The organism is Paenarthrobacter sp. Z7-10 (assembly GCF_026932795.1).
GTDB lineage: Bacteria > Actinomycetota > Actinomycetes > Actinomycetales > Micrococcaceae > Arthrobacter_M.
In genome coordinates, this window is the sequence record NZ_JADPVH010000007.1 from 20,154 (window position 1) to 46,610 (window position 26,457).

Here is a 26,457-nt window from a genome sequence, read left to right on the forward strand (position 1 = left end):
AGCGCCGCGGGGCTGAGAGGCGCCAGCGGTCACCGCGCCGAACGAACTCGTCTGTTGGATTTACTCCGGCACCACCAGCGCAGGGGTGTCCTTGCGCAGGGTTTCGCTGCGGAAGAAACCCGGCCGGCGCCAGTACATCCAGGCCATAACCAGGAGTCCAAGTGCCAGCAGGCCGACGCCGAGGATAAAGACCAGGCCTACCCCGCCCAACTGCGAGCCGCTGCCGAAGTCCGGGTTCCAGCTGTCCACCGCGGTCTGGATGAAGACCACAGTGAGGACCAGCCCGCCGAGCACCGGGAAGAGCAGCCGCATAAAGCAGTTCCGTACGCCGGCGAACACGCTGTGCCGGAAGTACCAGGCACAGGCGAACGCGGTCAGCGCGTAGTAAAAGCAGATCATCAGCCCCAGCGCCAGGATGGTGTCGTTGAGGACGTTCTCGCTGAGCACCTTCATGATCGCGTAGAAGCCGCCCGAGATGGCGCCGGCAATGATGGTGGCGTAGCCCGGTGACCCGAAGCGCTTGCTCACGGATGCAAACCGTGGCGGCAGCGCGCCATAGTGGCCCATCGCCAACAGGCTGCGCGCCGGCGAGGCCATGGTGGACTGCAGCGAGGAAGCGGTGCCGGAGAGCACGGCGAGCGACATCAGGATGGCCAGCGGTCCCATCACCGGCGACGCAAGCGCGGCGAAGACGTTCGACTGGTTGTCCGGGTTGTTCAGGCCGATGCCCGTCCCGCCCACGCCAGCCACCATCATGGTGGCCACAATCACGGCGATGTACAGACCGAGGACTGCCACCGCCGTCGTCGTACCGGCCTTGCCTGCGGTGCCCTTGCCGCCCTTGGTCTCCTCATTGACGGTCAGGCACACGTCCCAGCCCCAGTACACGAAGACGGCCAGCGACATGCCGGCGGCGAACTGGTCGAAGCCGGAGATTTTGGCCGGATTGAACCAGTCCCAGCTGAAGGCGATGGCGGTGGAGGTATCGCCGGAGGCAACATGCGTGAGTGCCATCACGATGAACAGGCCCAGTACCAGGACCTGGAAGCCGACCATGGAGTACTGCACGAGCTTTGTGGCGTGCAGGCCGCGGTAGCTGACCCAGACGGCGAGCGCCACGAAGGCCAGGCAGGTGGCGATGTTCAGCGCCTTGTTGCCGGTTAGGTCCGCGAGCGCGGGATTGTTGAAGACCTGGGCCAGGAAGAGATAGAAGAAGTCCACGGCGACGCCGGCCAGGTTGGAGAGCACAATGATGTTCGCGGCGAGCAGGCCCCAGCCGCCCATCCAGCCCACAAACGGTCCAAACGCCTTGGTGGCCCAAGTGAAAGTGGTGCCGCTGTCCGGCGAGTCGGCATTGAGCTCGCGGTAGGCGAAGGCGATCAGGATCATCGGTATGAACGCGATGATGAAAATCGCCGGTAGCTGCACGCCCACCGCGTTGACGGTTGGCCCCAGCGAGCTGGTCAGGCTGTAGGCGGGCGCCACGGAGGAAATACCAAGGACGACGACGGCCAGCAGGCCGAGCTGACCGCCCTTGAGTCCCTTGCCGCTGATGCCGTGCTTCGTGTTCGCGGCGTCATGCGGTTCACGGCGGCGGCCGGCGCTGTCCGGGGCATGCCGGTCGGGCCCGGTTTTGGCAGGGGTGTCCTGATCCGGGGCGGGAACGCCCGACGGCGGATCCTGGCTGGTCATTTGGCTCATGGTAAGGCCTTTCCGGAAGAGCAGAATTATTGGCGCAGCAGGGGTTCCTGCTGGGTGATGCAGTGGATGCCTCCGCCGCGGGCAAACAGCTCGCGCGCGTCAACAGGAACGACGCGGCGGCCGGGATAGGCTTCGGCGAGGATGGCCAGCGCCTTATCGTCGATCGGATCCGCAAAATTGCAGGCGATGACTCCCCCATTGAGGACCAGGTGGTTGATGTAGCTGTAATCCACATACCCCTGCTCATCGGCGACGGTTTCCGGCGCCGGGACGTCGGTGATTTTCCAGCTCCGGCCGGCGGCGTCCCGGGTGGTGGCCAGGAAATCTATGATCTGGTTGCACACGGCATAGTCCGGGTGCTCCGGATTGTTCTGCCGGTGCACCAACAGCGTGCCCGGGCTGGGAATCGCCGCAACGATGTCTACGTGGCCGCGGGTGCCGTAGCGCTGCGCGTCGCGGGTCAGGCCCCGGGGCAGCCAGATCACCTTTCGGGCGCCGATGGTGCGGGCCAACTCCGCCTCCACATCGGCCTTGCTGAGTCCCGGGTTGCGGAACCTGTCCAGCTGGACAGTTTCAGTCACCAGCACGGTGCCCTCCCCGTCCACCGCGATGCCGCCGCCCTCGTTGACCAATTGGGATCCCACCCGTTCGGCGCCGGACCAGCCGGTCACCTTGGAGCCGATCTGCGAGTCGTTACCCCAGCTGGCCCAGTCCTGCTGGCCCCAGCCGTTAAAAACCCAGTCCACCGCACCCAGGCGGGCGCCGCCGTCGTCGTCCACGCCGTCGTCGAACACAAAAGTGGGGCCGATGTCCCGCATCCACGCGTCGTCCAGCGGCGCCACCAGCAACTCCACCGTGTCCGCGAGGTAGCCGCGGGCCACCTCGACGTCATTTGGGTCCACCACCATGGTGACCGGCTCGAACTCCACGGCGGCATTGGCGACGGCGGACCAGGTGATTCGGGCGGCGTGCGCCTCCTCCGGGGTGTCTCCGAGCGTGTACCCGCCCGGCGGGAAGGCCATCCAAATCCGTGCCTGCGGTGCCGTTTCAGCCGGCATTGTCCAGCCCATCAGCGCAGCCCTGCAACCGCGTTGGCCAGCTCGGACGGCGTTTCTTCGCCGCCGAACGGCGCATCGACGCGGACCGGCTCGATCAGGCGCGCGTAGGTCTCCGGGCGTCGGGTGGTCAGGAAGGGGAACAATGCCAGCCAGTCACGCCGCTGATCAAGGTCCAGATCCGCCACCAGTACGGCGGAAGCGTCGCGTGGGGCCCGCACGAGGATGCGCCCGTAGGGGTCGGAGATGAACGAGGAACCGTAGAAAGAGACGTTTCCCTCATCACCCCAGCGGTTCGGAACCACCATGAAGAGCCCATTGGCGATGCCGTTGCCCACAATGACCTGCTGCCACAGCGGCCGGGTGTCGAAATCCGGGAAGGCCGGCTCGGAACCGATGGCCGTGGGATAGACCAGCAAGTCGGCACCCCCGAGGGAATACAGCCGCGCCAGTTCGGGGAACCATTCGTCCCAACAGGTGGGCATCCCGAGCCGCGCACCGCCAAGCTCATCGGGGGAATGTATTTGATATGCGTCCTCTGTATCGGGTCCCTGGCGGAAGTACTTGTCCTCGTAGTAGCCCTCTGTCACCGGGATGTGCAGCTTGTGCGTGCGGGCCAGCAGCTCTCCGGCCGGTGAAACCAAGATGGCGGTGTTGAGCCCCAGCCCGTCGCCGGCGTCGGCCTTCTGGTACAGCGAAGCGTGGACGCAGACGTTACTGGCGCGGGCCGCCTTTGCCGCGAAGGCGAAGGTTGGACCGGTGAGCAGGTCTTCCGCCTCCTCACCGGGGACTGCGGTGGGCAGCGTGTCGGCCGGATAACGGGAGAGCGTGAGTTCGGGAAGGAAGACCACGCTGGCACCGAGCCGTGCAGCCCGGGCTATGCCCTCCTCCAGCTCGGCGGTCAGGGCTGCCAAGTCTGGCTGCCATCGGTGCTGGACGAGGCCAACCCGCAGCGGCAGACGCTGCGGGTCTGCGGCGCGGGCGGGGGACGGGGGCGCCTGCGCGGACACTACTTCAATCATCGAAACTCCAAGAGATCTGAATCACTAAACGAACGTCGTTCATTTAGTATGGAGGTGGCCTCGTGGATTTGGCAAGAGGCAACCGCACTTTCCCAAGTGAGTGGCAGCTAATGCACTCAAAAGCCCGAATGAGTGCATTACCTGACACCTAGTTGGGCCGGGAAATTACGCTGCCGTTTGGGCCGGGAGCGATGCTGCGCGTCGGTGGAGGGTGCGCACCTGGCACGCCGCACCCATCCTCAGCAGCGGCCGCAGCGAATGCCTCATGTTGCCACTTCCGTTTTGCGGCAACAGGAAACTCGACGACAACACCAAGAGACGCAACGTGAAGAAGTCTTTGAAGACCCTTGGCCATATTTCAGCGGCCGCTGCGCTGGCAGCCGGTACATTGGCACTGAGCTGCGTACCGGCGAACGCCGCAACACTGCCGGCTTCGCCCGTATCAGCCGTGCAGGACGCACCGGTTTCGACGGCTGCCCCGGCCTCGGTCGATGGAACTGGCTCCAGCGTCACGGGCAACAAGGCGCTGATCTCGGGGCCGATCGTCTCTGGACCACTGGTCAACGGACCAGTGCTCAGCGGTTCTGTTATTGATGGGCCACTGCTCAACGCCCCAATCGGGCCGATCCAAATCGGGCAGTTCCAGTAAGGACGCTCCTCCGAAATTCCGTCCGGCGCGGATCTCGCTAACCCGTTCGGGCGGCCACGATCGCCCGAACGGGTTAGCGCAGCGTCCCCGGTACTGGACCTCGAACTGAGCTGACCCGGCTGGCCAACCCTCCAGCCGCCGCCGTCTTCCCGATAAGCACCATCTCCACTTCGGTCCAGCTTCAGCGCTGCCGGTCTACCCGAGAAGGACCATGTCTCAGCAAGCCTCCTCCACCCTCCCCCCGCAAGTACCCGGACGGCGGGAACTGACTTCCGCACAGCGGGGAATCTGGTACGCCCAGCAACTGGCGCCCAAGAACCTGATGTACCAGATTGCCCAGTACGTCGACATCCGGGGCGCCGTGGACACGGAGGTCCTGGGCCGGGCCGTGCGTGGGGCGGTTGCAGAAACTGACGCCCTCAATGTGCGTTTCGACGCGGACGGGAACGGGCCCTACCAGCTCACGGCCACTTCCCGCACACGGCTGGTGGTGACCGATCTCCGCAGTCAGAGCGACCGGTCCGGCGACAAGGCGGCAGAGCGTGCCCACCAGCTGATGGAGCTGGACTTGGGCACGGCCCGCGATGTTGGTCACGATCAGTTGCTGCGAACCGAGATTTTCCGGCTCAGCGAAGACCGCTGCTTCTTTTACCAGCGCGTGCACCATCTGATGCTGGACGGCTATTCCGCGGTGTTGGTGCTCAAGCGGGTGGCCCAACTGTATGAGCATCTGCTGACCAATGACGCCGGCTCGGACCCGACCCCGGATCTGGGGCCGGAGCAATCACCCTTCCCATCCCTGGACGAGCTGCTCGCCGATGAGAGCGCTTATGCCGACTCCCGGCACGCCGCCGCGGACAGAGATTATTGGCAGAACAACTTAGCTGACGCGGAGCCTGTCTCCGGCCTTGCCGGCCGGCCCGCAGGTACCGCCAGCGAACTGATCCGGCTCGGCGCCCACATGCCCTCCGGGCTCGCAGCTGGACTGGGCGCCGCGGCCGGCACGGCTCCAGCGGTACTCTTGACCGCCGTCGCCATCTACCTGCACAAGATGACCGGCGAACGCGAAGTTTCGGTTGGCCTTCCGGTGACAGCCCGCCGCGGCGCACTGGCCAAGTCGGTGCCATCGATGCTCTCCAATATCTTTCCCGTCCGGCTGCGGATCAGCCCTGAGAAAACGGTGGAGGAAACCGTCGCCGCGATGGGTGGCGCCCTGCGCAACGCGCTGATCCACCAACGCTTCCGGTACGAAAGCCTCAATCCTGCCTCCAGCTACGTTGGTCCTTCGGTGAATATCCTGCCCGTGCTGGATGATCTGCGGTTCGGGCCGGCCAACGGCACCATGAACGTGCTCTCCACCGGTCCCATCGATGATCTATCCATTGTGATCCACGGACTGAACAGTGTCGGCAGCCCTGCTGAACCGAGCGCTGCCGAAGTCACCATCCAATTCGAAGCCAACGCCGCGCTGTACAGCCGCGGGACGGTATCCGATCACCTGCAGCGGTTCATTCGGCTGTTGACCGAGCTCACGTCCGCCCCCAATGTTCCCGTCGCCCGCGTGTCCCTGACCAGCGACGAGGAGGCACGAGAACTGCTGGAGCTGGGCGCAGCGGATACTGCTGAGCTTCCCGGCCATACCGTCGTGGAGGAGTTCCGGGCGCGCGCCGCCGCCACACCGAAAGCCCGCGCCGTCGTCGCCCCTGACGGCGAACTGGACTTCGAGGAGCTGGACCGCCGGTCAAATCAATTGGCACATTTGCTGCGAAGCCAGGGAGCCGGACCTGCCACGAGCATCGCGGTGCGCTTGGACCGCAGTACGCTGCTGCCCATCGCCATCCTTGCGGTCCTGAAATCCGGGGCTGCCTATCTGCCGTTGGATCCGGACTACCCCGCCGGGCGGGTCGAAGGAATGCTCGAAGACGCGGCACCACTGCTGCTGCTTAGCTCCACCGCGCTGGCCCATCCGGAAGACGCCGACTCCGGGATCCAGACCAGTATTCCGGTGCTGGCACTGGACTCCGAACTGCTCACATCCGCGCTGGCGGCCAGACCCGCTGGATATCCCTCCTCCCCCTCCGCGTCCCAGCACGACCTGGCATACATCATCTTCACCTCCGGCTCCACCGGACGTCCTAAGGCCGTCGGCGTTGAGCACCTGGCACTGTTGAACCTTTTGATAGGCCACCAACAGGACATCTTCGCCCCTGCCGCGGGCAGGCTTGGCCGCACGCTTCGAGTTGCACACACTGCGGGTCTGTCGTTCGACGCATCCTGGGATCCGCTGCTGTGGCTGTTCGCCGGCCATGAGCTGCACCTGGTGGATAACCAGACGCGGCGGGACCCCGAGGCGCTGATGGAATACCTGCTGTCCCGGCAGATTGACAGCGTCGAGACGACGCCATCCTTTGCCAAAGTGCTGCTGGCCCAGGGCCTCTTCGAAGCATCCACACACCCGAGCGTCCTTGCGCTGGGCGGGGAGGCTGTCGACGCCGGCCTCTGGGGCGTGCTGGCCCGGATCGAGGGGGTGAGCGCCTACAACTTCTACGGACCCACCGAAACCACTGTGGACTCCATGACCGCAGCGATCGAATCCGGTACCGGCCCCACTTTGGGCAGTTCGGTCCTGAACAGCCGGCACTATATTCTGGACGCCGGCCTGAATCCGCTTCCGGCCAACGCCATCGGTGAACTCTATGTTGCGGGCGTCAACGTGGCGCGCGGCTATCTTGATAAGCCGCAGCTGAGCGCAAAAAGTTTCGTCGCGGACCCCTTCGCCTCCGATGGGTCCCGGATGTACCGCACCGGAGACGTGGTCCGCCGGCTTTCCGACGGAACTGTCGAGTTCCTGGGCCGGATGGACGAGCAGGTCAAGATCCGCGGCTTCCGCATTGAACCTTCGGAAATCGAAGAAGTGCTTCTCGCCGAGGACGGAGTGCAGCACGCGGCGGTGACAGTGGGTAAAAATCGGGCGGGGTATGACCAGTTGCTGGCCTACGTCACCGCTCCCGGCAAACTGAACACGGCCGCCCTGCGCAGTGCGGCGCGAAGGAAGCTGCCGGACTACATGGTGCCCTCCGCCATTGTGCAGCTGGCTGGAATCCCGTTGACCCCGAACGGGAAGTTGGAGCGCAAAGCCCTGCCCCAACCGGAAGAGAACGCCCCGACGCTGGAACCCCGTAATGACGCCGAACGCCTGGTGGCCGGAGCCTTCACGGAGGTGCTGGGGCTCGCCGCCGTCGGCATCGATGATGACTTCTTTGAGCTCGGCGGTCATTCCCTGCTGGCCACCCGGTTAGTATCCGTGCTGCGGGAGCGCCACGGTTCAGCACCGTCACTGCGGACGGTTTTCGAATTTCCCACTGTCGCTGCCTTGGCGGAACGGCTGACGCCTGCCGAAAGCACGGACAACCCCCTGCTGCCACAGCCCCGGCCGGAACGGATCCCGCTGTCCTACGCACAGCGCCGGCTGTGGTTCCTGAACCGATTCGACCCAACATCCGGGGCGTACAACATCCCCATCGTGGTCCGGCTGAACGGTCCGCTGGCGGTGCCGGCGCTGCAGCAGGCGATCAACGACGTCGTCGGCCGACATGAAAGCCTGCGCACCATCTTCCCGTTCAGCTCCGACACCCCAGAGCAGCTGCTGCTGTCTGCCGCCGAAGCCCGCGTTGAACTCACCGCCATCCAAACCACCCCGGAGCGGCTGGGGCACGTGCTGCGGGCGGAGTCCGCCCGTGGCTTCAATCTCGGCAAAGATCTGCCGCTGCGTGCCATCCTGCTCCAGCTCAACGCCCGCGAGCACGTGCTGCTGATCACCCTGCATCACATCTCCTCCGACGGCTGGTCGCTGGCACCGCTGGCGCGTGACCTCTCCGCGGCCTACAACAGCCGGCTCGGCGCCGCGGTGCCCGAATTTCCGCCGCTGCCCGTGCAGTACGCAGACTACACACTGTGGCAGCGTTCCGAGTTGGGCAACGAGGATGATCCGCGGAGTCCCATCTCCCGTCAGTTGGAGTTCTGGGCCGCTGAACTCGCCGATGCCCCGGAGGAACTTCGGCTGCCCTACGATTATCCTCGCGGTTCGCGGATCGCGGGTCAGGCCACAGCCAAGAACGACGACGACGACAAGGTTGGCGACGACGCTGAAGGCCTCGATATCGGTGCCAGTAAGTCGGTGCGCGTGGACATCGGGGCGCAGACGCACCAGCGGCTGGCGGCGCTGGGCCGGGCACACAATGCCAGTCTCTTCATGGTGCTGCAGGCGGCCTTGGCCGCATTGCTGACCAAACTCGGCGCCGGAACGGACATTCCGATCGGCACACCGGTGGCTGGCCGGGTGGACACCAAGCTGGATGAGCTGGTGGGATTCTTCGTCAACACCCTGGTGCTGCGCACCGATACCTCGGGCAATCCGAGCGCGGCAGATTTGATCGAAGCTGTCCGTTTCACCAACCTGCGGGCTTACGCCAACCAGGAGGCGCCCTTTGAACGCGTGGTGGAGGAACTGAATCCCGCCCGTTCCCAGGACCGTCATCCGCTGTTCCAGGTCATGTTGACTTTACAGACCACGGCACCGGCGCAGCTGGCGCTGCAGGGCATGACGGCGGAGGTGGACCAGGCGCCCGAACCCGGTGGGGCGAAATTCGACCTGCTGTTGGATCTAACCGAGCGGGCGCCGGACGTGGATTCTGCGGATACCAGCGGGGAGAATACCGCAGCCGGACTCAGCGGTTCGCTCAGTTTCGATCCGGCCTTGTTCAAGGTCTCGACCGCCACCGATCTCGCCCGACGCTTCGTGGCGGTCGTGGAGCACTTTGCCCGACAGCCGGAGGCACCGCTGTCCCGGATTCCGGTGCTGCGGCCGGAAGAAGCGCGGCTAGCGCTGGGGCAGGCTGAAGCAGAAAGTCACGACGACGACAACGGCACGCTGCTGGATGAATTCGCTGCCACGGCCGTGCGGCACCCCGACGCCGCCGCGCTGAGCGACAGCGGGCGGAACCTGTCGTTCGGTGAACTCGACGACCGCGTCGGAATGCTTGCGCTGGGGCTCGCGGCCTCCGGCGTGGAGCCCGGGGACCGTGTGTTGGTTGCCCTCCCCCGCAGCATTGATGCCGTGGCTTCAGCCCTTGCGGTGCTGCGGGCCGGGGCGGTCTACGTCCCGGTGGATCTGAGTTACCCGGCGGAGCGGATCCGGATGATTATCGAGGACAGTGCACCACGTCTGGTAATCACCGGGACCGGCATCCGGAACGCAGCGCAGGATGGTGGCACCGAAGTCACCGAAATCGCTGCGCTGCTGGAAGCAGGCCGAGCCGCTGCCGATGATCCTGCCGGAACCAGTCAGTCGAACGATCCGGCCGCAGCCCGCTACCCGCACGTCTCGCCCACGGATCCGGCCTACATCATTTACACCTCCGGATCCACCGGCCGCCCTAAGGGGGTTGCCGTTGCGCATGGTGCGTTGGCTAATCTGTACTTCCAGCACCGCCGCACCATCTTTGCCAGGACTTTCGAGGACCGAGGCGCCAATGAGAAGGTGGCTGTGGCTCATATCGCAGGTCTTGGCTTTGACGCCTCCTGGGATCCGCTGCTCTGGCTGGTGGCCGGCGCACAGCTGCACATGATCTCCGACGAGGTCCGCACCGATGCCGAGGCGCTGGTGCGCTTCTGCGCCGAAAAAGCCATCGACGTCCTCGAAACCACTCCGTCCTATGTTCGCCAGTTGATCAATTCCGGCCTGCTGACCGCACGTGGAGAGGATTCGACGCGGCCCATGACCATAGCGCTGGGCGGCGAAGCCGTTCCTGATGACCTGTGGCAGGAGATTGCGGCCAGCAAGTCCGTCATCGGCTACAACTTCTACGGCCCCACCGAATTCACCGTTGACTCTGTCATCGCGGAGATCACCGGGACCGAGCCGAACATCGGCCGACCGGTGCAAAACGTCCGGGCCTACGTCCTGGATGAATACCTCGGCCTTGCGCCGCAGGGCATAGTCGGCGAGCTGTACCTGGCCGGCATGGGCAGTGCTATGGGCTATTCCGGCCGCGAAGCCGAGACGGCCTCGCGTTTCGTAGCCGATCCGTTCACCTCGGGGGCACGGATGTACCGCACCGGCGATCTGGTCCGGCGGCGGCCGGACGGGTCGCTGGCCTTCCTCTCGCGCGCGGACGACCAAGTGAAGATCCGGGGTTTCCGGATTGAGCTGGGCGAGATCGAGAATGCGCTGGTCTCCCATCAACACGTGGAGCACGCCGCCGTCGTCGTCGATGCTGCCGCCGGGCGGATTGTCGGCTACTACGTCGGGGACGTATCCGCAGATGAACTGCGCGCGCATGCCGCCGGTCGCCTGCCGGATTACATGGTGCCGCGGATCCTGCTGCCGGTACGGGATATTCCGCTGACCGCCCACGGCAAGCTGGACCGGCGCGCGCTGCCCGAACCGGAAGTGGCAGGACGCTCGTCTCGGGCGCCGGAAACCGGGGATGAGCGAACCATCTGCACCCTTTTCGGCACCGTGTTGGGGGCGTCCGAGGTGGGCCTCGACGATGACTTTTTCGATCTCGGCGGCCACTCGCTGCTGGCCGTCACCCTGATGGCCAAGCTCCGCGGGGCCTTCGGCGTCGAGCTTGGGCTGCGCGCCCTCTTCGAGGCTCCGACCCCAGCGGCCCTGCTGCGGGCGATGTCCGGGAAGGACGACGACGCACCGGCCGGAGTGCCCGGCGGCAGTGACCACAAAGCCGGCGCCGATCGCGATGCCGAGGGCGAGGGCGGCGGCGCTGGGGGTGAAGGTAAGATCCAGCGAGCTTCCGGCGGCGCATTGAGCCTGGCCGAGTGGGCCAAAAGCCGCCGGTCCGGCCGATCGCTCAGGTCCGCGGAACCCGGGCGGAGCAGGTCATCGGCGCCCTCAGAGCCGGCGAAGCCAATTCCGCCATCTCCCTTGCCGTGCGTCTCACAGGTGACCTGAAACCGGATGCCCTGGCCGCCGCCATTGACGATTTGGTGCACCGGCATGAGGTGCTGCGCACCATCTATCCGGCCACGGACGGGACTCCCGAGCAGCACATCCTGAATGCGTCGGACGTCACCGGCATTCTGCAGACCCCCGCCGCTTCCTCCGCGCAGGAGTTGGCTGCGCTGGTGTCCGCCGGGGCGAAGCAGGGCTTCGATGTCCGCACCGATCTGCCGCTGCGGGCGATGCTGATCCGTGTGGATGCGGACGAATGGGTGCTGCACCTTGTGATGCACCACATCGCCACCGACGGCGCTTCGCTGGCACCGCTGGCACGCGACATCTCCACGGCATATTCCGCCCGGACCGGCGGAGCCCGGGCCCTGCAGCGGCCGCTGGCCCTGCAGTATGCGGACTTCACGCTCTGGCAGCGCGAGATGCTCGCCGTGGACAACCCTGCGGCGGGGCAAGCTCGCGTACTGGATACGAAGTTGGAGGCCTGGCGCCAGGTTTTGGCCGGGCTGCCGGCAGAATTAGCGCTGCCTGCCGACGCTCCCCGCCCGGATGACGCACGCCAGCAAGGTGGCCAGCACTCCTTCAGTATTCCCGGAGCCAGCGCCAAAGCCCTCGCAAGCTTGGCCGGGGAGCACAATGCCAGCCTGTTCATGGCGCTGCATGCCACCCTCGCCGGCTTCCTGAAGCGGATCGGGGCAGGTGAGGATGTGGTGATCGGCTCGCCCACCGCAGGCAGGAACGATCCCGCACTGGCCGACCTGATCGGCTTCTTCGTCAATACCGTGCCCATCCGGCTCGACGCCTCCAACAATCCCAGTTTCCGCGAGCTGCTGCTCCGGGCCCGGGCCAGTGTGCTCGACGCCTTCGACAAAGACGATGTGCCCTTTGAGCGGCTCGTCTCAGCGCTGAATCCGCCGCGGAAGCTGGGCCGCCATCCGGTGTTCCAGACCATGCTCACCGTCGAAAACACGCCGCGCGCCGCCGTCGAACTCCAAGGCGTGCAAGCCATGGTCGAACCCGAGACATCCACGGGTGAAGCGAAATTCGACCTGTCCTTCACCTTCCGTGAACTTGGTGGCGACGACGGTCTGGCGGCCACGCTGCACTATAACGCGTCGATGTTCAGCCCTGACACCGTCCGGGAACTGGTGCAGCGGCTGGAAACCTTTATCGAGCTGGCCGTCGCCGCGCCGGACCATCCGGTCTCGCGGCTGGACATCCTGCCGGAGTCCGAGCTCGCGCAGCTGGTTGGCGCCACGGATGGGACGGCCACGGAAGCAGCCGCACCGGCGCCGGAGACAATTCTTGACGCCTTTACCCACACTGTTGCGCAGCAAAGCGACGATACGGCTGTGGTCTTTGGCCCCGAATCGCTGACCTTCGCCCAGCTGGACGCCGATTCGGATCGCATAGCGCGCCGGCTGCTGGTGGAAGGGGTGACGGCGGATGACCTGGTATCGGTCTACCTCCCCCGGTCGCTGGCCACGATCACGGCGGTGTTCGGTGTACTGAAATCCGGAGCTGCCTACAACCCGATCGACGTCGATTATCCGGCTGAAAGGGTGTCAGCGATACTCACTGACGCCGCTCCAAAGGTGGTGCTGACCAGCCGGGCGGTCGCTGCCGGGCTGGATGGTCCGCTGACGGAGACTGGGATCGATTCGCCGCACGTGGTCTGCCTCGAAGATCTTCCGGCTGCGGGGTCCGGCGCCGCCGGTGCAGGGACGATTTTGCCCCGGCACTTGGCATACGCCATGTTCACCTCGGGCTCCACAGGGCGGCCCAAGGGGGTGGAAATCAGCCACGGCGCACTGGCGAATCTGCTGGCATCGCACCGGACCACGGTACTGCCGCAGGCTGCCGAAGGCCCAAGCCACGGACGCACCAGGGTGGCCCACACCACCGGAGTGGGTTTTGACGCCTCCTGGGATCCGATGCTCTGGATGGTGGACGGACACGAACTGCATCTGATTGACGACGAGCTGCGCCGCAATCCGCAGGGCTTGGCCGGCTATTTCGCCGAACACAACATTGGTGCTTGGGAAACGACACCCAGTTATCTGCGCCAGCTGATGCGCGAACCCGTGTTCGCCGAAATACTCAAGGGCCGGGAAGCTGCGGGAGAAGCCGCCGCAACGCGCACAGGAACGCCCGCGGGAACACAGGCGCCGCTTCACCTCGCCATTGGCGGGGAGGCGTTCGACGCGGAGTTGTGGCAGGACCTGGCATCGCGCAGTTCGGTCCGTGCTTGGAACCTTTACGGCCCCACCGAGGCCACCGTAGATTCGTTAGTGGCCGAGGTCGGCGCGTCCGAGGTTCCGGTTCTGGGAACTCCCGTGCGCAGCGCGAGGGCGTATGTGCTCGACGAACACCTCCAGCACGTTCCAGCCGGTGCCAGCGGAGAACTGTATTTGGCGGGCCGCGGATTGGCCCGGGGATACCGCGGCCGGCCGGACCTGACCGCCGAACGTTTCGCAGCTGATCCGTTCAGCCGCAGCGGGGAACGGATGTACCGCACCGGGGACATTGTCACCCGGCACCGCGATGGCGCCATCGTTTTCCGCGGCCGCAACGATGATCAGGTCAAGATCCGTGGTTTCCGCGTGGAGCTGGGTGAAATCGAGAGTGCCCTCAGGTCAGTGCCGGGTGTGCGCGAGGCCGCTGTCCTCGTCGTCGACGGAACGGGTGGCACTAACGGAACGGATGGCGCTCCGGGCGCCGATCCCGCGCGGCTGGTTGGGTATCTGGTGGCGGAGGAAGCCGCCGGTGCCGATGCTCCGCGCACCGCTGGGGACCCCGATGACGGCGACAACAGCGCCGCCGGCGCGGAAGCGCGCACCGCCGTGCAGAAGGCCCTTGAGCAGCGGGTGATCGATGCGGCACGCACCCAGCTGCGCTCCGTGCTGCCCGGGTATATGGTTCCGTCCGCACTGATGGCCATTCCTCAGATGCCACTGACGGCCCACGGCAAGCTGGATATCCGCGCCCTTCCCGCCGCCGCGCCTTCGAAAGGCGGCGACGGGCGCCCCCCACGCACCCCCAAGGAAAAGGCGGTGGCCCAGATCTTTGCCGATGTGCTCTCCTTGCCGGTGGTCGGCGTGGACGAGTCGTTCTTCGATTTGGGCGGTCACTCTTTCCTGGCCCAGCCGCTGATCTCCCGTATAAATGACGCGTTGGGCACTGATCTTCCGGTGCAGTCGCTGTTCCGCGCACCCACCGTGGAGCAGCTGGTGGCCGAGGCGTCCAAGGGCGCCGGCGAAAGCGTGGCAGCTTCGCTGGAGCGGGTGTTGCCGTTGCGCAGCACGGGCAGCAAGGCGCCGTTGTTCGCAGTGCACCCTGCCTCGGGTGTCAGCTGGGGTTACGCCGCCATGCTGCGCCGACTGGACAAGGAACGTCCGCTAATCGGATTGCAGATGCCCGGAATGTCTGCGGAGGCTGATGCAGGTATCGAGGCTGCTACGTTGACTGAGTTCGTCGATGACTACATTTCCCAGCTCAAGAGCGTGCAGCCGCAGGGCCCCTATCATCTGCTCGGTTGGTCCTTTGGTGGAAACCTGGTGCAGCGGCTGGCGACGCGGCTGCAGGAATGCGGGGATGAGGTGGCGTTCCTGGCGATTCTGGATGCCTACCCGACCAATCAGGAGAGCAACAGCGACATTGGTACCGGACCAGCCCTGCTGGCGAGCTATCTGCAAGCGGTGGGCTACCCGGCTCCGGCTGCGGAGGAGCGTATCCTCGATGCTGCACGCGTACTGGAGATCCTGCGCGAAAACCACAACCCGCTGGGTAACATCCCGTTGGCATCGGTGCAGGCCATGGTGGACAATTTTTCGGTTCTGGCGCGGCTGATCCGCACCGCTGAGCTGACGGAGTTCGACGGCGACCTGTACTTTTTCTCCGCCACCGAGCAGGTGCCCCAGGGTAGGCCTGCCGCCGATGCCTGGCAGCCTTACGTGTCGGGGCGCATCATCGATACACCCGTGGCGGAACGGCACTCGCAGATGCTCAGCGAAAGGGCATTGGACGATATTTCACCAGTCCTCGCCATCCAACTGAGCGTCGGCACCGAATAAATATTGAAACCAAACATTTACCTGTTAATGGTCTTCGGGTAAAAAGTGAACAAGCAGTCTGGGGAACAATTCGTGACTAATCCATTTGATGACGCAACAGGAACTTTCCGGGTCCTGGTGAACGACCTGCAGCAGCATTCCCTGTGGCCGTCCTTCGCGGACGTGCCGCAGGGCTGGGTTTTGGTGTATGGGCCGGATAGCCGGGAAGCGTGCCTGAAGTATGTGTCCAGCAACTGGACCGACATGACTCCGCGCACCGTGGCCGAACTCGCCGCGTCTTAATGATCCGGATACGCGGACTAAGTAAGAGCTTCGGCGCATTCAAGGCACTGGACGGACTCGATCTGGACGTTCCGGAGGGCCAGGTGCTGGGACTGCTGGGACCCAACGGTGCCGGCAAGACCACCACGGTCCGGGTTCTCACCACCCTGCTGCAGCCCGATGCGGGCGAGGCAACCGTGGCCGGGCACTCGGTGCTGGACGATCCGGACGGCGTCCGGCGTTCCATCGGACTCTCCGGGCAATATGCCGCAGTGGACGAAAAACTGACAGGTTACGAGAATCTGTACATGGTCGGTCGGCTCTACGGGATGAGCCGCAAAGCCTCCGCCGGACGCGCCTCCGAACTGCTGGACCAGTTCCGGCTCAGCGAGGTGGCAGGAAAACGTGCCGGAGCCTACTCCGGGGGCATGCGCCGCAGGCTGGATCTGGCGGGCGCCATCGTTGCCCGGCCACCGGTGGTGGTGCTGGACGAACCGACCACGGGCCTGGACCCGCGGGGCCGGCTGGATACGTGGGAAGTCATTTCCTCGCTGGTCAGTTCCGGCACCACGGTCCTGTTGACCACCCAGTATTTGGAGGAAGCGGACCAACTGGCGGACAACATTGCCGTGATCGACGCCGGACGGGTCATCGCCAAGGGCACCGCCGATGAGCTCAAGGCCCAAGTCGGATCGGAACGCATCGACGTCGTTCTGGCAAACCCGGACCACATGCAGGCGGCCGCTGCGCTTGTCTCCTCCACCGCCGGTCCCGGCGCCCGGCTGGAAATAAACCACCAAACCCGGCGCATCAGCGCGGCGGCTCCCGAAGGGCACCGGATGCTGGTGCGCACGCTCACCGATCTCCAGGAAGCGGGCCTTCCGGTGGTTGAGGCCTCGCTCCGCCGGCCCACCCTGGACGATGTCTTCCTGCAGCTGACCGGGGAGCGGCCGGACGAACCCGCGCCCGCACCCAGCGACCCCCATGAGCCATCCCGGAAGGAGGCCATCAACGCATGAGTACGATCAATGCGGCCGCCCGTGACAGCTCGGTGATCGCCTGGCGCAACCTGCGCAATGTCCTCCGCACCCCCGGTGCCATGGTCACAAGCCTGGTGCAGCCGATCATGTTCGTGCTGCTGCTTGCCTTCGTTTTTGGCGGAACCTTGGGCGGGGCCCAGTATCGAATGTTCCTCATCGGCGGCATCCTTGCCCAAACCCTGACCTTTAACGCCTCCTTCACCGCTGTCTACCTGGCCAAGGACCTGCAACTTGGACTGATCGACAGGTTCCGTTCGTTGCCGATGTCCCGCGGGGCAGTGATCCTGGGACGCGTCTGCGCCGATCTGGCCACAAGCCTGATCTCCATTGCGGTGACCCTGCTGTGCGGCCTGGCCATTGGTTGGCGGATCAGCAACGGGCCGGGTCCAGCCCTGCTGGCCCTGGGGTTGCTGCTGCTGTTCACCTTTTCCGTCTCCTGGGTGGGCGCTGTGATCGCCCTCACCGCACGCAGCGTAGAGGTGGCCCAAAGCCTGGGACTGATCTGGCTCTTCCCTGTCACCTTCATCTCCGGGGCGTTCGTTTCGGTGCAGTCCATGCCCGGACCGCTGCGCGCCATCGCGGAATGGAACCCGGTCACAGCGGTGGCCACTTCCGTCCGCCGGCTCTTCGGTAACCGGGCGCCGGAGGGATTCGCAGCCCCCACTGGATGGCCGGCGGACAATGCACTGCTCTATGCGTTCCTGTGCTGCCTGGCCATCATCGCCGTGTTCGCGCCGCTGGCCATCGGCCAGTACCGCCGGATCAGCAAACGGTGAGCCCGTCCGGTGCCGGCCACCGGGTGGAGTACCTGATCACAACCGTATCCAAGTTCGACGCTGCCGCTCCCGCTTCCACCCTGGCGCCGCTGCTGCCGGAGTCCGAACACAGCGCGGCGGCGCGCTTCCGGCAGGCCCGGGACGGCCAGGCGTACACCGCGGCACACGTGCTGTTCCGTTTGATGGCCGCCCGCTGGCTGGGCACTGATCCCGGGCGGGCAGCGGAGCTGGAGGTGAAACGGCACTGCCGCAGCTGCGGTGGTGCGCACGGTAAACCGAGGATCGACGGCGTTGAATTGAGCCTGTCACGCTCCTCCGATGCGGTGATGGTCGCCGCCGCCCCGGCTGGTTGTGCCATTGGTGCGGATCTTGAACGGATCCCAGCGGAGCTTTTCGCGGGTTTCGATAACTTTGCCCTCAGCACCGCCGAGCTGGCATCCGTGTCCCACTCCGACATTTCCGGCCGAATCCGCTTGTGGGTGGCTAAGGAGGCCGCGCTGAAGGCCACCAGCCATGGCTTGGCCCTGGATCCACACACGCTCAGCATCGAACCTACAAGCTGTGGGACCGCCAGCACCGTTTTGACCGGCCACCTGCCGACCGGCATTGAGCCAACCGTCGCTAAGGCAACCGGCACTGAGCCAACCGTCGCACCGGAACCCTGGACCGCCGTCGTGCGCTGCACTGCCACGAAGGAACTGGACGGAACAAACATCGCTTGGCTTCCGGCACCCGACGGATATCTGGCGGCTCTGGCCACGGCCGGAACACCTGCCGTCACACGTCTCGATTTGGCGGAGCTGATGCCGGTGCTCACGCGCGCCGGCTGAATCCGGCGTCCTAACGTAACAGTGGCTCAGGCGCTTTCCCGGCGCAGCTCCACCACATCGCCCTCGCGGTACAACAGGGCACGCAGTTCGGACTCCACCGAATCAGACCGGCGCGGATCGATGGTCTCGCCGGAGCTGAAATGGTCCAGCAGGCGCGGATCCACATAACTTTTTCGCGCGATGGATGGAGTGTTGCCCAGCACCGCCGCGGTCTGCCGCATCGCCTCCGCGATCGCTGCTTTGCGTGCCCCAACCGTGTGCTGCGGCCCACTGCGCGCCAGCGACACCGCCGCGGCGGCTGTGCCCCGCAGGGTGCGGAAATCCTTGGCGGTGAAATCTCCGCCGGTGCGTTCCTTCACATAGTCGTTGATGTCCGCGCTGGTTACCGGATGCCAGCGCCGGCCATCCTTGTAGGCCAGCAGCCGTGCGTGCGGGCCGCGGCGTTTGAGGACACGCACCAGGGTTGCTAGGTCGGTGTCGCTGAGCTGCGAGGACCAGGTCTTGCCGCTCTTGGCCGGAAAGCTCAGCTGCAGCTCGCCGTCGTGGATTTTGACATGGGCGCCAAGCAAGGTGGCCAGACCGCGGCTGCCGTTTTCGTTCGTATACCGTTCGGACCCCACCCGCAGCGAACCGCTGTCCAGCATCCGGAAGGCCGCGGCGAGCACCCGCTCGCGGCTGACCCCGTCGCTGCGCAGATCCAGGGTGACCTGCCTCCGTGCGGCGGGCAGCGATTCGGCGAGCTGCAGTGCCCGGTCGAACTTCAGCCGGTCCTTTTTCTCCCGCCAGCCCGGATGATAAATGTATTGGCGGCGGCCCACGGCGTCGGTTCCGATCGCCTGAATATGGCCGTTGTCATAGGGGGCAATCCAGACATCCGTCCATGCGGGCGGAATGCCGACTCCCTCCAAACGCTCGCGCACCGGACCGGGGGGCAGGGTGGACCCGTCAAGATCCCGGTAGCTGAAACCGCTGCCGGCCTTGATGCGGCGATAGCCATGGCCGGAGGCGTTGCTGTGTCGAAGCCTCATAGACAGACCCCTTGCTCTCGGTGGCGGCTGGCGAGGACCGCTCCCCCCGCCGGCCGACTGCTTGTGACCATGGTAAGCCTGCTGTTCAATTGGAGTGCGATCCGCGCGACCCCCTCAGCGTCGTTGACTGGCCGTTCGAAACCCCGACCAGAAGGCCAAGACCAGCAAGCCCACCCCGGTGAGGGCAATGCCGATCCGAGCGGAGCCGGGCAAAAACACCAGATCGCCGGAGAGGAAGGCCGCGTCGGTGAGCGGGGCATAGGCGAACCAGCCAAATGATTCCTGCTGGCCGGCAGAAAACATGAGTCCAAGCCCCAGTGCGCTGAGCAGAACCGCGACGACGGGAACCACTATACGGACCACCCGTTTGCCCTTGATGCTCCCGCGGTTCAGCTCGTCATTCGTGCCCATGGTCATACTCTAGCCCAACCGTTTTTCCCGTCAGACGAATGGTGCGGCGGCTTTATGCGCCGCGGGCCCGGAAGTAATCATTGCCACTCATCCTGGTTCGGCTGCCCCCACCGAACGGCGGCCGATATAGTTACCCGATGACCTCACTCGCCGTCCCGCACACCCGATTCCATGCCTCCTGGCTGGCCGGCACCTCGGAGTTCGACGGAGCCCATCTGGACGGTGCCGGACTTGCCGAGGACTATTCCCTCGATGCCTTGCGCGCCGCGGAGCCCTTTCGTCAATTCGTTGACGCTCTGGTGGCCGACGCGCTGCCCGCAACCAAACGCCCCGCGGGTTACGTTCCCTGCACCTACCGCTGGATCGTCGACGGCGAAACTTTTCTGGGCTCGCTCGCGATCCGACACGAACTCAACGACTTCCTGCTCGAAGAGGGCGGCCACATCGGCTACTCCGTCCGACCCTCCGCCAGGCGTCGGGGCCACGCACGCCAGGCGCTTAGCCAGGCACTGCCGCTGGCGCGCGGCCACGGGATGGAAAGGGTCCTGATCACCTGCGATGAGGACAACATCGGCTCCCGCGCGACGATCGAGGGGAACGGGGGCATTTGGGAGGACAGCCGCAATGGCAAACGCCGCTACTGGATAGACCTCGCCGCGTCGACCGCCGCCTGAGTCCCCGCTCCCCGCATTCAGACTTCCACCACGGTCCCAGACGAAATGGCCACCATGCTCTCCCGCGGAACCACTTTCACCCGCTCGCGTCCTACCGGGCCAGCCGCGGTAGCGGCAGCACCGAGCGAGAGTTCGTGGGCATCCAGCTCCAGCCATCCTTGCCAGGTTGTGTAAGCCACGCCGCGTCCGCCGAGCAGTTCGACGACGGTGTCGGGAGCCTCGGTGCGGTCAACCTCACCGGGCCGCGGCGCGTCCAGCGCCCCGTGAGCCACGACGGCCGCCCGCTGGTCCAGATCTTCGAGCAGGCCCGTGATGGTCTCGAGCGCGTCGCCCTTGGTATGCCCAATCAGGCCCACGGGTCCGCGTTTAATCCAGCCGGTGGCATACAGCCCCTGCACAGGCGTCCCGTCCGCACCCAACACGCGTCCGCCGTCGTTCGGTATGACACCGCGCTGATGATCAAACTCCAACTCCGGAAGCGCGGAGCCGAAGTACCCCACCGACCGGTAGACGGCTTGGACCGGATAGTCCACGAATGCGCCGGTGCCACGCGCGTTGCCCGTGCCATCCAGCTCGGTGCGCTCAAACCGGATCCCGGCCACCCAACCACTGTCCGCGCCGACGCCCCGGAGAATTTCCACCGGATTGTGCAGGAAGTGCAGGTGCAGCCGCCGCGGCGCACCGGGACGCGTCGCCGCAGGACCCTTCGCATCGTCGTCGTCCTCCTCCGCCAGCCAGTTGGTGAGCGTGCTGACCATGGTCCGCGTCTGGTTGTTGGTGCGGATCGCCTCGTCCGAGGCTGCGTCGAACTCGAAGTCCTCCGGGTAGAGCACTATATCCACATCCTTGGCGTGCGCAAGCTCCCGCAGTTCCAGCGGCGTGAACTTCACCTGGGCCGGTCCACGGCGGCCAAAAACGTGCACGTCAGTCACCGCCGAGTCCTTCAGTGCCAGGTAGACGTTGTCGGGGATCTCGGTTACCAACAGGTCATCGGCGTGCTTGGAGAGCACCCGCGCCACGTCCAGGGCCACATTGCCGTTGCCGATGACAGCAACCTCCGCCGCGTGCAGCGGCCACTCCCGGGGCACGTCTGGATGCCCGTCATACCAGGAGACAAAGTCGGCGCCGCCGAAGGAGCCCTCCAACTCGACGCCCGGAATGTTCAGGTCCGCGCCCTTGCTGGCGCCGGTCGCGAAGATGATGGCATCATAGTGCCTGCGCAGATCGGTCAGCGAGAGGTCCGTGCCGTAGTCCACGTTGCCGAAGAACCGGATGTCGCCGCGGTCCAGCACCTTGTGCAGGGCAGTCACGATGCCCTTGATCCGCGGATGGTCGGGCGCCACGCCATAACGGATCAGCCCATACGGCGCGGGATAGCGGTCAAACAGATCAATGCTGAGCGTCACGGCGCCACTGATCACCGGCTCGCTCTTCGTCAGCAGGTCCGCGGCATACACACCGGCAGGCCCTGCACCGATCACAGCTACCCGCAGCTTGGTTGTCGACACGATCGTGCTCCTTCGTCATCTTCTTTTTGGATCGAGTGAGTAATTCGTGCGCGATACGGGGCTGCATCGCGCACGGAGTGCTCACTGGATGGGGATTTGAAGTGCGGCCGCGGCGAACGGGCTGACGCGGACCACATCGCCGACGACGACGACGGCCGGGTTCGCGACGCCGACGGCCTGCGCTTGGTCAGCAATGGTCTCCAGCGTCCCAATGGTGACCCGCTGGTCCGGCGCATAGCCGTTCTCGATGATCGCCACCGGGCAGTGGCTGCTCCGGCCGTTGGCGGCGAGCGCAGCCGCGGACTCCCGCAGCGTTCCCACGCCCATCAGCAGCACCACCGTGTGGTCGCTGCCCGCGGGAAGGTTGGCCAATTCCTCATGCCCGCTGACCATGGTGAACGCCTTGGCCAGGCCGCGGTGTGTGACCGGGATGCCTGCCGCGGCGGGAACGGAGATCGCTGAGGTCACCCCCGGCACGACCTCCACGTCTACTCCGTGTTTCCGGCAAAAGAGCAGTTCCTCACCACCGCGGCCCAGAACGAAGGGGTCGCCGCCCTTAAGCCGAACCACTCTGTTGCCCGCCCTGGCTTCCCGGACCAGCATCGAGTTGATCTCGGATTGCGGAACCGGATGATGCCCCGGGGTTTTACCCACCTCAAGAATCCGAACGTCCGGGGCAAGTTCAGCCAGCAGGCTCCTTGGTCCCAACCGGTCCGCCACCACGACGTCGGCCTGCGCCAGCAACCGGCGGCCGCGCACGGTGATCAGACCCGGATCCCCGGGGCCACCACCGACCAGCGCCACCGAACCGCCGCCGTAGGCCCCGCCAGCGCCCAAAGCCGAACCGCCGTCGTCGTTCCCGCCAGCGGCGTCCGCCCGACCGGCCCCGGACGAGCCCTGCAAGGTGGGTCGCCGATGCCGACGCAGCGGCAGGTCCCCCGATTCCAGCGCGGCAGCCACCGCGTTGCGCAGTGCCACCGCCCGGCGTGGATCTCCCCCGGCGTTGACCGCAATCTGCACATCGTCAATCCTCGCGACGGCAGGTGTCCACGCCGCGGAGGCTTCATGATCCGAGGCGTTCACGCACCAGATGCGCTGCACCCCGGCGTCGGCGGCTACCTGGGTATCAACCTCCGGTACGCCGGTGGCCGTCTGGACAAACCAGACACCATCCATATCGCCGGAGCGGTATTCCCGGCACTGCCAGTTCAGCAGACCCGCGTCCACGAGCGCCAGCACTTCCGGTGAGGCCTGCGGCGCGACCAGCGTGACCGCGGCACCGGCGTCCAGCAACCCCTTGGCGCGACGGGCAGCAACCGGGCCACCGCCCACCACCAGGACGGTCCGGCCCAGCAACCGCAGCGCGATCGGGTAAGTATCCTGCACAGTCATAGGAGATCCTTCGGGAGGCAGTGTGGGGAGGAAAATTTTCAGGAACTATTCGGCACGCGATTCGCGCTGCACCACATTGAGACCGCAAACCCCGTGTCCCGGGCAACACGCCGGAGGTTTTGGCTCGGTTTCGCCGCAATGTGGTGCAGCGCGCACCGGGTTCAGTCGGATCCGACCAGCAGGCCACGGCCGCGCAGCAACCGGCGCTCCAGCGGTGCAAAGACCAGCAGCTCCACGGCAATGCCAACCGCCAGGATCAGCAGGATCGCGCTCATCACGGTTCCCATCTCGGAGAGATCCCTGCCCTGCTGCAGCAGCGATCCCAAGCCGAAGCCGATGGACCCGCCCATCGCGATAATTTCCGCCGCCATCAGCGAGCGCCAGGAGAACGCCCAGCCCTGCTTCAATCCCGCCAGATAGCCGGGCAGTGCAGCCGGCAGCACAATCTGCAGCGTCATCTCCAGCCGGCCGGCGCCGAGCACCGTCCCCATCCGGCGGAACTGATCGGGGACTTGGTCCACCCCGGCCACCAGCCCATTGATGATGGAGGGGATGGCGCCCATCAGCAGCACAAAATAGACCGTGGCGTCGGAGAGCCCGAACCAGATCACCGCCGCTGGCACCCAAGCCACCGAGGGCAGCACCTGGAGGCCGGAAACCAGCGGACCCAAGGCCGTCCTCAGCGGCCGCACAGCACAAAGAAGCAGGCCGATCGGGGTAGCGATCAGGGTGCTGATGAGGAAGCCGGTAACGCCACGCTGCAGGCTGGTCCACACAGCCTCCTGCACCGTGCCCTCCTGCCACAGCCCGGACAGCGAGCCGAGCACGTCCAGCGGCCCAGGCACAAGGTCGGCACGTTTATCCGCCATTACGACATAAAACTGCCACAACAGCACCAGCACGACGACGGCGGCCACCGGCGCGAGGATCTTCGCCAGAGTGCGGCGTGCGGCGGCCCGGGCCGCGTCGGAAGAAGGGAGGCTGGTCTGCAAAGCATCCAGCCCCGCTTCGACGTCACGACTCTGAGTCCGTGCACGTTCGGCGACTTTTGGTTCAGTGGACATGGCGCCGGATCTCCTCGCGCAGCTCGGCAGTGATTTCCGCGGCCAGTGCCGCCGCCCGGGCCGGGCTCTTCTGCTCCGGCGAAACCTGCCATTCGTTCAGAACCCGCCCCGGCCGTGAGGACATCAGCAGCACCCGCTGGCCCAGCCGGATCGCCTCGCGAACGTTGTGCGTGACGAAAACTATGGTCCGGCCGGTCCGCCGCCAAACGCGCTCAAGCTCATCGTGCAACAGGTCCCGGGTGATGGCGTCCAAGGCGGCAAATGGTTCATCCATCAGCAGCACGTCCCGCTCCTGGGCCAGCGACCGGGCCAGGGCCACGCGCTGGCGCATCCCGCCGGAGAGTTCATGCGGGCGCTTGCCCGCGGCACCGCTGAGATGGACCAGCTCCAGCAGGTCATCGGCCCGGCTCGACCGTTCCGACCGGTCCACCCCGCGCAACTTCAGCGCCAGCTCCACGTTTCCTTTCGCCGTCAGCCAGGGAAAGAGCGCGGCGTCCTGGAACATGAAGGCGGCACCGTCGGCGGGGACTTCAAGGGCGCCCGACGACGGCGGCTCCAGTCCTGCTATCAGGTTCAGCAGCGTGGACTTGCCGCAGCCGGAGGCTCCCAGCAGCGCGACGAACTCACCTTGGCGGATCGTGACGTTGACGTTGGCCAGGACCGGAGCCCCGGTGCCGAATCGTTTTCCCAGCTTTTCCAGCGAGATCATCACCGTTGTGGCAGGGGCGCCGGTACCGGGGACAGTGGAGGACGAGGCTCCGGCCACGGCGTGCACCGTATCTGGCACCGACAACTCCGTCCTCATTTGAGTCCCAGCCCCGCCGGTGAAAGATCCGGCTGACCGGCCTCCGAGCGGAGCTTGTTCAGCAGCCGGAGATCAAAGATGCCATTGATGTCCGCGGGTTTCGTCACGCCCGCATCGACTCCATGCTGCAGCAGCTCGTGAAAAGTGTTGGCCAGCGGATCAACGGTAAAAACCAGCTTGGACAACGCCCGCTTGATCACCTCCGGCGGCAGCGGCGAACCGGCCGCCGCCTGCAGTCCAGCATTGATCACACTCTCCGCCTGCCCGGGATGATCCTGCAGCCAGCTCACCGACTCAACATGCCCCCTCAGCAGCTGCTCCACCGTTTGCGGGTGGGCGTGCACGAAGGAAACACTGACCACCAGGACGGTGCTGGCGAATTGCCCACCGTCCCACAGGTCCTTCTCGTCGACCAGTACCTTAGCGCCGGCTTGGCGCACCAGCCGTGACGCCCACGGCTCAGGCAACCAGGCGCCGTCGAGCTGGCCGTCCTGGAAAAGCTTGAGCGTCTGCGCGTTATCCGTCGGATTGATGGTCACGTCGCCGCCACTCCCGGGGCGCGTTTCCAGGCCCTGGCCGGTTAGCCAGGAACGCAGCGCAACATCCTGCGTGCCGCCCAGCTGCGGACTCGCCAGCACCTTGCCCTTCAGATCGGCGGCGGAGTTGATGCCCGGCTTCACCACCAGCTCGGCCCCTCCCGAGGCAGCCCCCGCGATGATGCGCAGTGACGCCCCCCGGCTCGTCGCATAAGAGTTAATGGCCGGGTTGGGTCCCAGATACGCGGCGTCGATGGCACCGGCGTTCAAGGCCTCCACGGCAGCCGGCCCGGCGTTGAAAACCTGGCTGCTGAGCTTGGTGGTGCCCAGTTCTTTGGCGAAGAAGCCCTGCTGCAGGCCAACCAACGCGGGAGCGTGAGTGACGTTGCCGAAATAGCCCAGCCGCAGCTTTGCGGCGGGCGTCCGCTGTTGGATCTCGGCCACCGGAACCGTTTTGCCGCGGTGCTCTGCCGAGACCGACGCCACCACCGCGCCAGCGCCGATCAGCAGCGCCAGCCCGGCCGCCATCGCGCCTTCCAGGGCCCGGCGCCGCGGCCGCTTTTCACCCGCGACGATGCGCCTGGTGCGGGGTCCTTTGGCGCTTTCTGCCGGTTTTTTTGTAGCCATGGCTAAACCCTAGGGAAGCACGGGGGCTGCCAAAA

Annotated in this window: 18 protein-coding genes; 8 read left to right on the plus strand and 10 right to left on the minus strand. The window is 65.7% G+C overall.

Annotated features, from left to right (window positions below):
• Positions 1 to 60: 60 nt before the first annotated feature.
• Genes IV498_RS03590 through IV498_RS03600 form a run of 3 tightly spaced genes read right to left on the minus strand, consistent with a single transcriptional unit; the run spans position 61 to position 3,778 of the window.
• Positions 61 to 1,701 (minus strand): APC family permease, encoded by a 1,641-nt coding sequence (locus IV498_RS03590; protein ID WP_269045182.1) that lies wholly within the window; start codon positions 1,699 to 1,701, stop codon positions 61 to 63.
• A gap of 26 nt (positions 1,702 to 1,727) precedes the next feature.
• Positions 1,728 to 2,759: an agmatine deiminase family protein gene (locus IV498_RS03595; RefSeq protein ID WP_269045183.1), complete on the minus strand. Its 1,032-nt coding sequence runs from the start codon at positions 2,757 to 2,759 to the stop codon at positions 1,728 to 1,730.
• Between the two features lie 11 nt (positions 2,760 to 2,770).
• Positions 2,771 to 3,778, minus strand: a complete 1,008-nt coding sequence (locus IV498_RS03600; RefSeq protein ID WP_269045184.1) for a nitrilase-related carbon-nitrogen hydrolase — start codon at positions 3,776 to 3,778, stop codon at positions 2,771 to 2,773.
• Between the two features lie 325 nt (positions 3,779 to 4,103).
• Between IV498_RS03600 and IV498_RS03605 the strand changes: the two genes are divergently transcribed.
• The 7 genes from IV498_RS03605 (at position 4,104) to IV498_RS03635 (ending at position 18,377) form a co-directional block, all read left to right on the plus strand.
• Positions 4,104 to 4,427 (plus strand): hypothetical protein, encoded by a 324-nt coding sequence (locus IV498_RS03605; RefSeq protein ID WP_269045185.1) that lies wholly within the window; start codon positions 4,104 to 4,106, stop codon positions 4,425 to 4,427.
• A 211-nt stretch (positions 4,428 to 4,638) separates the two neighbouring features.
• Positions 4,639 to 11,397 (plus strand): non-ribosomal peptide synthetase, encoded by a 6,759-nt coding sequence (locus tag IV498_RS03610; protein ID WP_269045186.1) that lies wholly within the window; start codon positions 4,639 to 4,641, stop codon positions 11,395 to 11,397.
• The gene (locus IV498_RS03615) at positions 11,376 to 15,470 is read left to right on the plus strand and encodes a non-ribosomal peptide synthetase (RefSeq protein WP_269045232.1); all 4,095 of its coding nucleotides are present in this window, start codon (positions 11,376 to 11,378) and stop codon (positions 15,468 to 15,470) included. The genes IV498_RS03610 and IV498_RS03615 overlap by 22 nt, the downstream gene beginning before the upstream one ends.
• Positions 15,471 to 15,542: 72 nt before the next feature.
• Positions 15,543 to 15,752, plus strand: coding sequence for an MbtH family protein (locus IV498_RS03620; RefSeq protein WP_269045187.1), 210 nt, complete (start codon positions 15,543 to 15,545; stop codon positions 15,750 to 15,752).
• Complete coding sequence (locus IV498_RS03625) at positions 15,752 to 16,750, plus strand: ATP-binding cassette domain-containing protein (protein WP_269045188.1); 999 nt, start codon at positions 15,752 to 15,754, stop codon at positions 16,748 to 16,750. The genes IV498_RS03620 and IV498_RS03625 overlap by 1 nt, the downstream gene beginning before the upstream one ends.
• The gene (locus IV498_RS03630; RefSeq protein WP_269045189.1) at positions 16,747 to 17,547 is read left to right on the plus strand and encodes an ABC transporter permease; all 801 of its coding nucleotides are present in this window, start codon (positions 16,747 to 16,749) and stop codon (positions 17,545 to 17,547) included. The genes IV498_RS03625 and IV498_RS03630 overlap by 4 nt, the downstream gene beginning before the upstream one ends.
• Positions 17,544 to 18,377, plus strand: a complete 834-nt coding sequence (locus IV498_RS03635) for a 4'-phosphopantetheinyl transferase family protein (protein ID WP_269045190.1) — start codon at positions 17,544 to 17,546, stop codon at positions 18,375 to 18,377. The genes IV498_RS03630 and IV498_RS03635 overlap by 4 nt, the downstream gene beginning before the upstream one ends.
• Before the next feature lie 26 nt (positions 18,378 to 18,403).
• Here IV498_RS03635 and IV498_RS03640 read toward each other — a convergent pair whose 3' ends face one another.
• A complete protein-coding gene (locus IV498_RS03640) occupies positions 18,404 to 19,405 on the minus strand; it encodes a DNA topoisomerase IB (protein WP_269045191.1) in 1,002 nt (333 codons plus the stop codon).
• Between the two features lie 114 nt (positions 19,406 to 19,519).
• The gene (locus tag IV498_RS03645; RefSeq protein WP_269045192.1) at positions 19,520 to 19,816 is read right to left on the minus strand and encodes a hypothetical protein; all 297 of its coding nucleotides are present in this window, start codon (positions 19,814 to 19,816) and stop codon (positions 19,520 to 19,522) included.
• Between the two features lie 137 nt (positions 19,817 to 19,953).
• Here IV498_RS03645 and IV498_RS03650 point away from each other — a divergent pair, with 137 nt between their 5' ends.
• Entirely contained in the window at positions 19,954 to 20,490 is a 537-nt protein-coding gene (locus IV498_RS03650; RefSeq protein WP_269045193.1) for a GNAT family N-acetyltransferase, read from the plus strand.
• A gap of 17 nt (positions 20,491 to 20,507) precedes the next feature.
• Here the strand turns inward: IV498_RS03650 and IV498_RS03655 are convergent, their stop codons facing one another.
• From IV498_RS03655 to IV498_RS03675, 5 genes are all read right to left on the minus strand, one after another.
• Positions 20,508 to 21,998 carry an FAD-dependent oxidoreductase gene (locus IV498_RS03655; protein WP_269045194.1) on the minus strand — a complete coding sequence of 497 codons (1,491 nt, stop codon included), beginning with the start codon at positions 21,996 to 21,998 and terminating at the stop codon, positions 20,508 to 20,510.
• A gap of 81 nt (positions 21,999 to 22,079) precedes the next feature.
• Entirely contained in the window at positions 22,080 to 23,390 is a 1,311-nt protein-coding gene (cobA, locus tag IV498_RS03660; RefSeq protein ID WP_269045195.1) for a uroporphyrinogen-III C-methyltransferase, read from the minus strand.
• A gap of 161 nt (positions 23,391 to 23,551) precedes the next feature.
• Positions 23,552 to 24,454, minus strand: coding sequence for an ABC transporter permease (locus IV498_RS03665; protein WP_269045196.1), 903 nt, complete (start codon positions 24,452 to 24,454; stop codon positions 23,552 to 23,554).
• The gene (locus IV498_RS03670; RefSeq protein WP_442951272.1) at positions 24,444 to 25,163 is read right to left on the minus strand and encodes an ABC transporter ATP-binding protein; all 720 of its coding nucleotides are present in this window, start codon (positions 25,161 to 25,163) and stop codon (positions 24,444 to 24,446) included. Before IV498_RS03670 ends, IV498_RS03665 begins: the two co-directional genes overlap by 11 nt.
• Before the next feature lie 92 nt (positions 25,164 to 25,255).
• On the minus strand, positions 25,256 to 26,422 hold the full coding sequence (locus IV498_RS03675) for an ABC transporter substrate-binding protein (RefSeq protein ID WP_269045197.1): 1,167 nt from the start codon (positions 26,420 to 26,422) through the stop codon (positions 25,256 to 25,258).
• Positions 26,423 to 26,457: the final 35 nt, after the last annotated feature.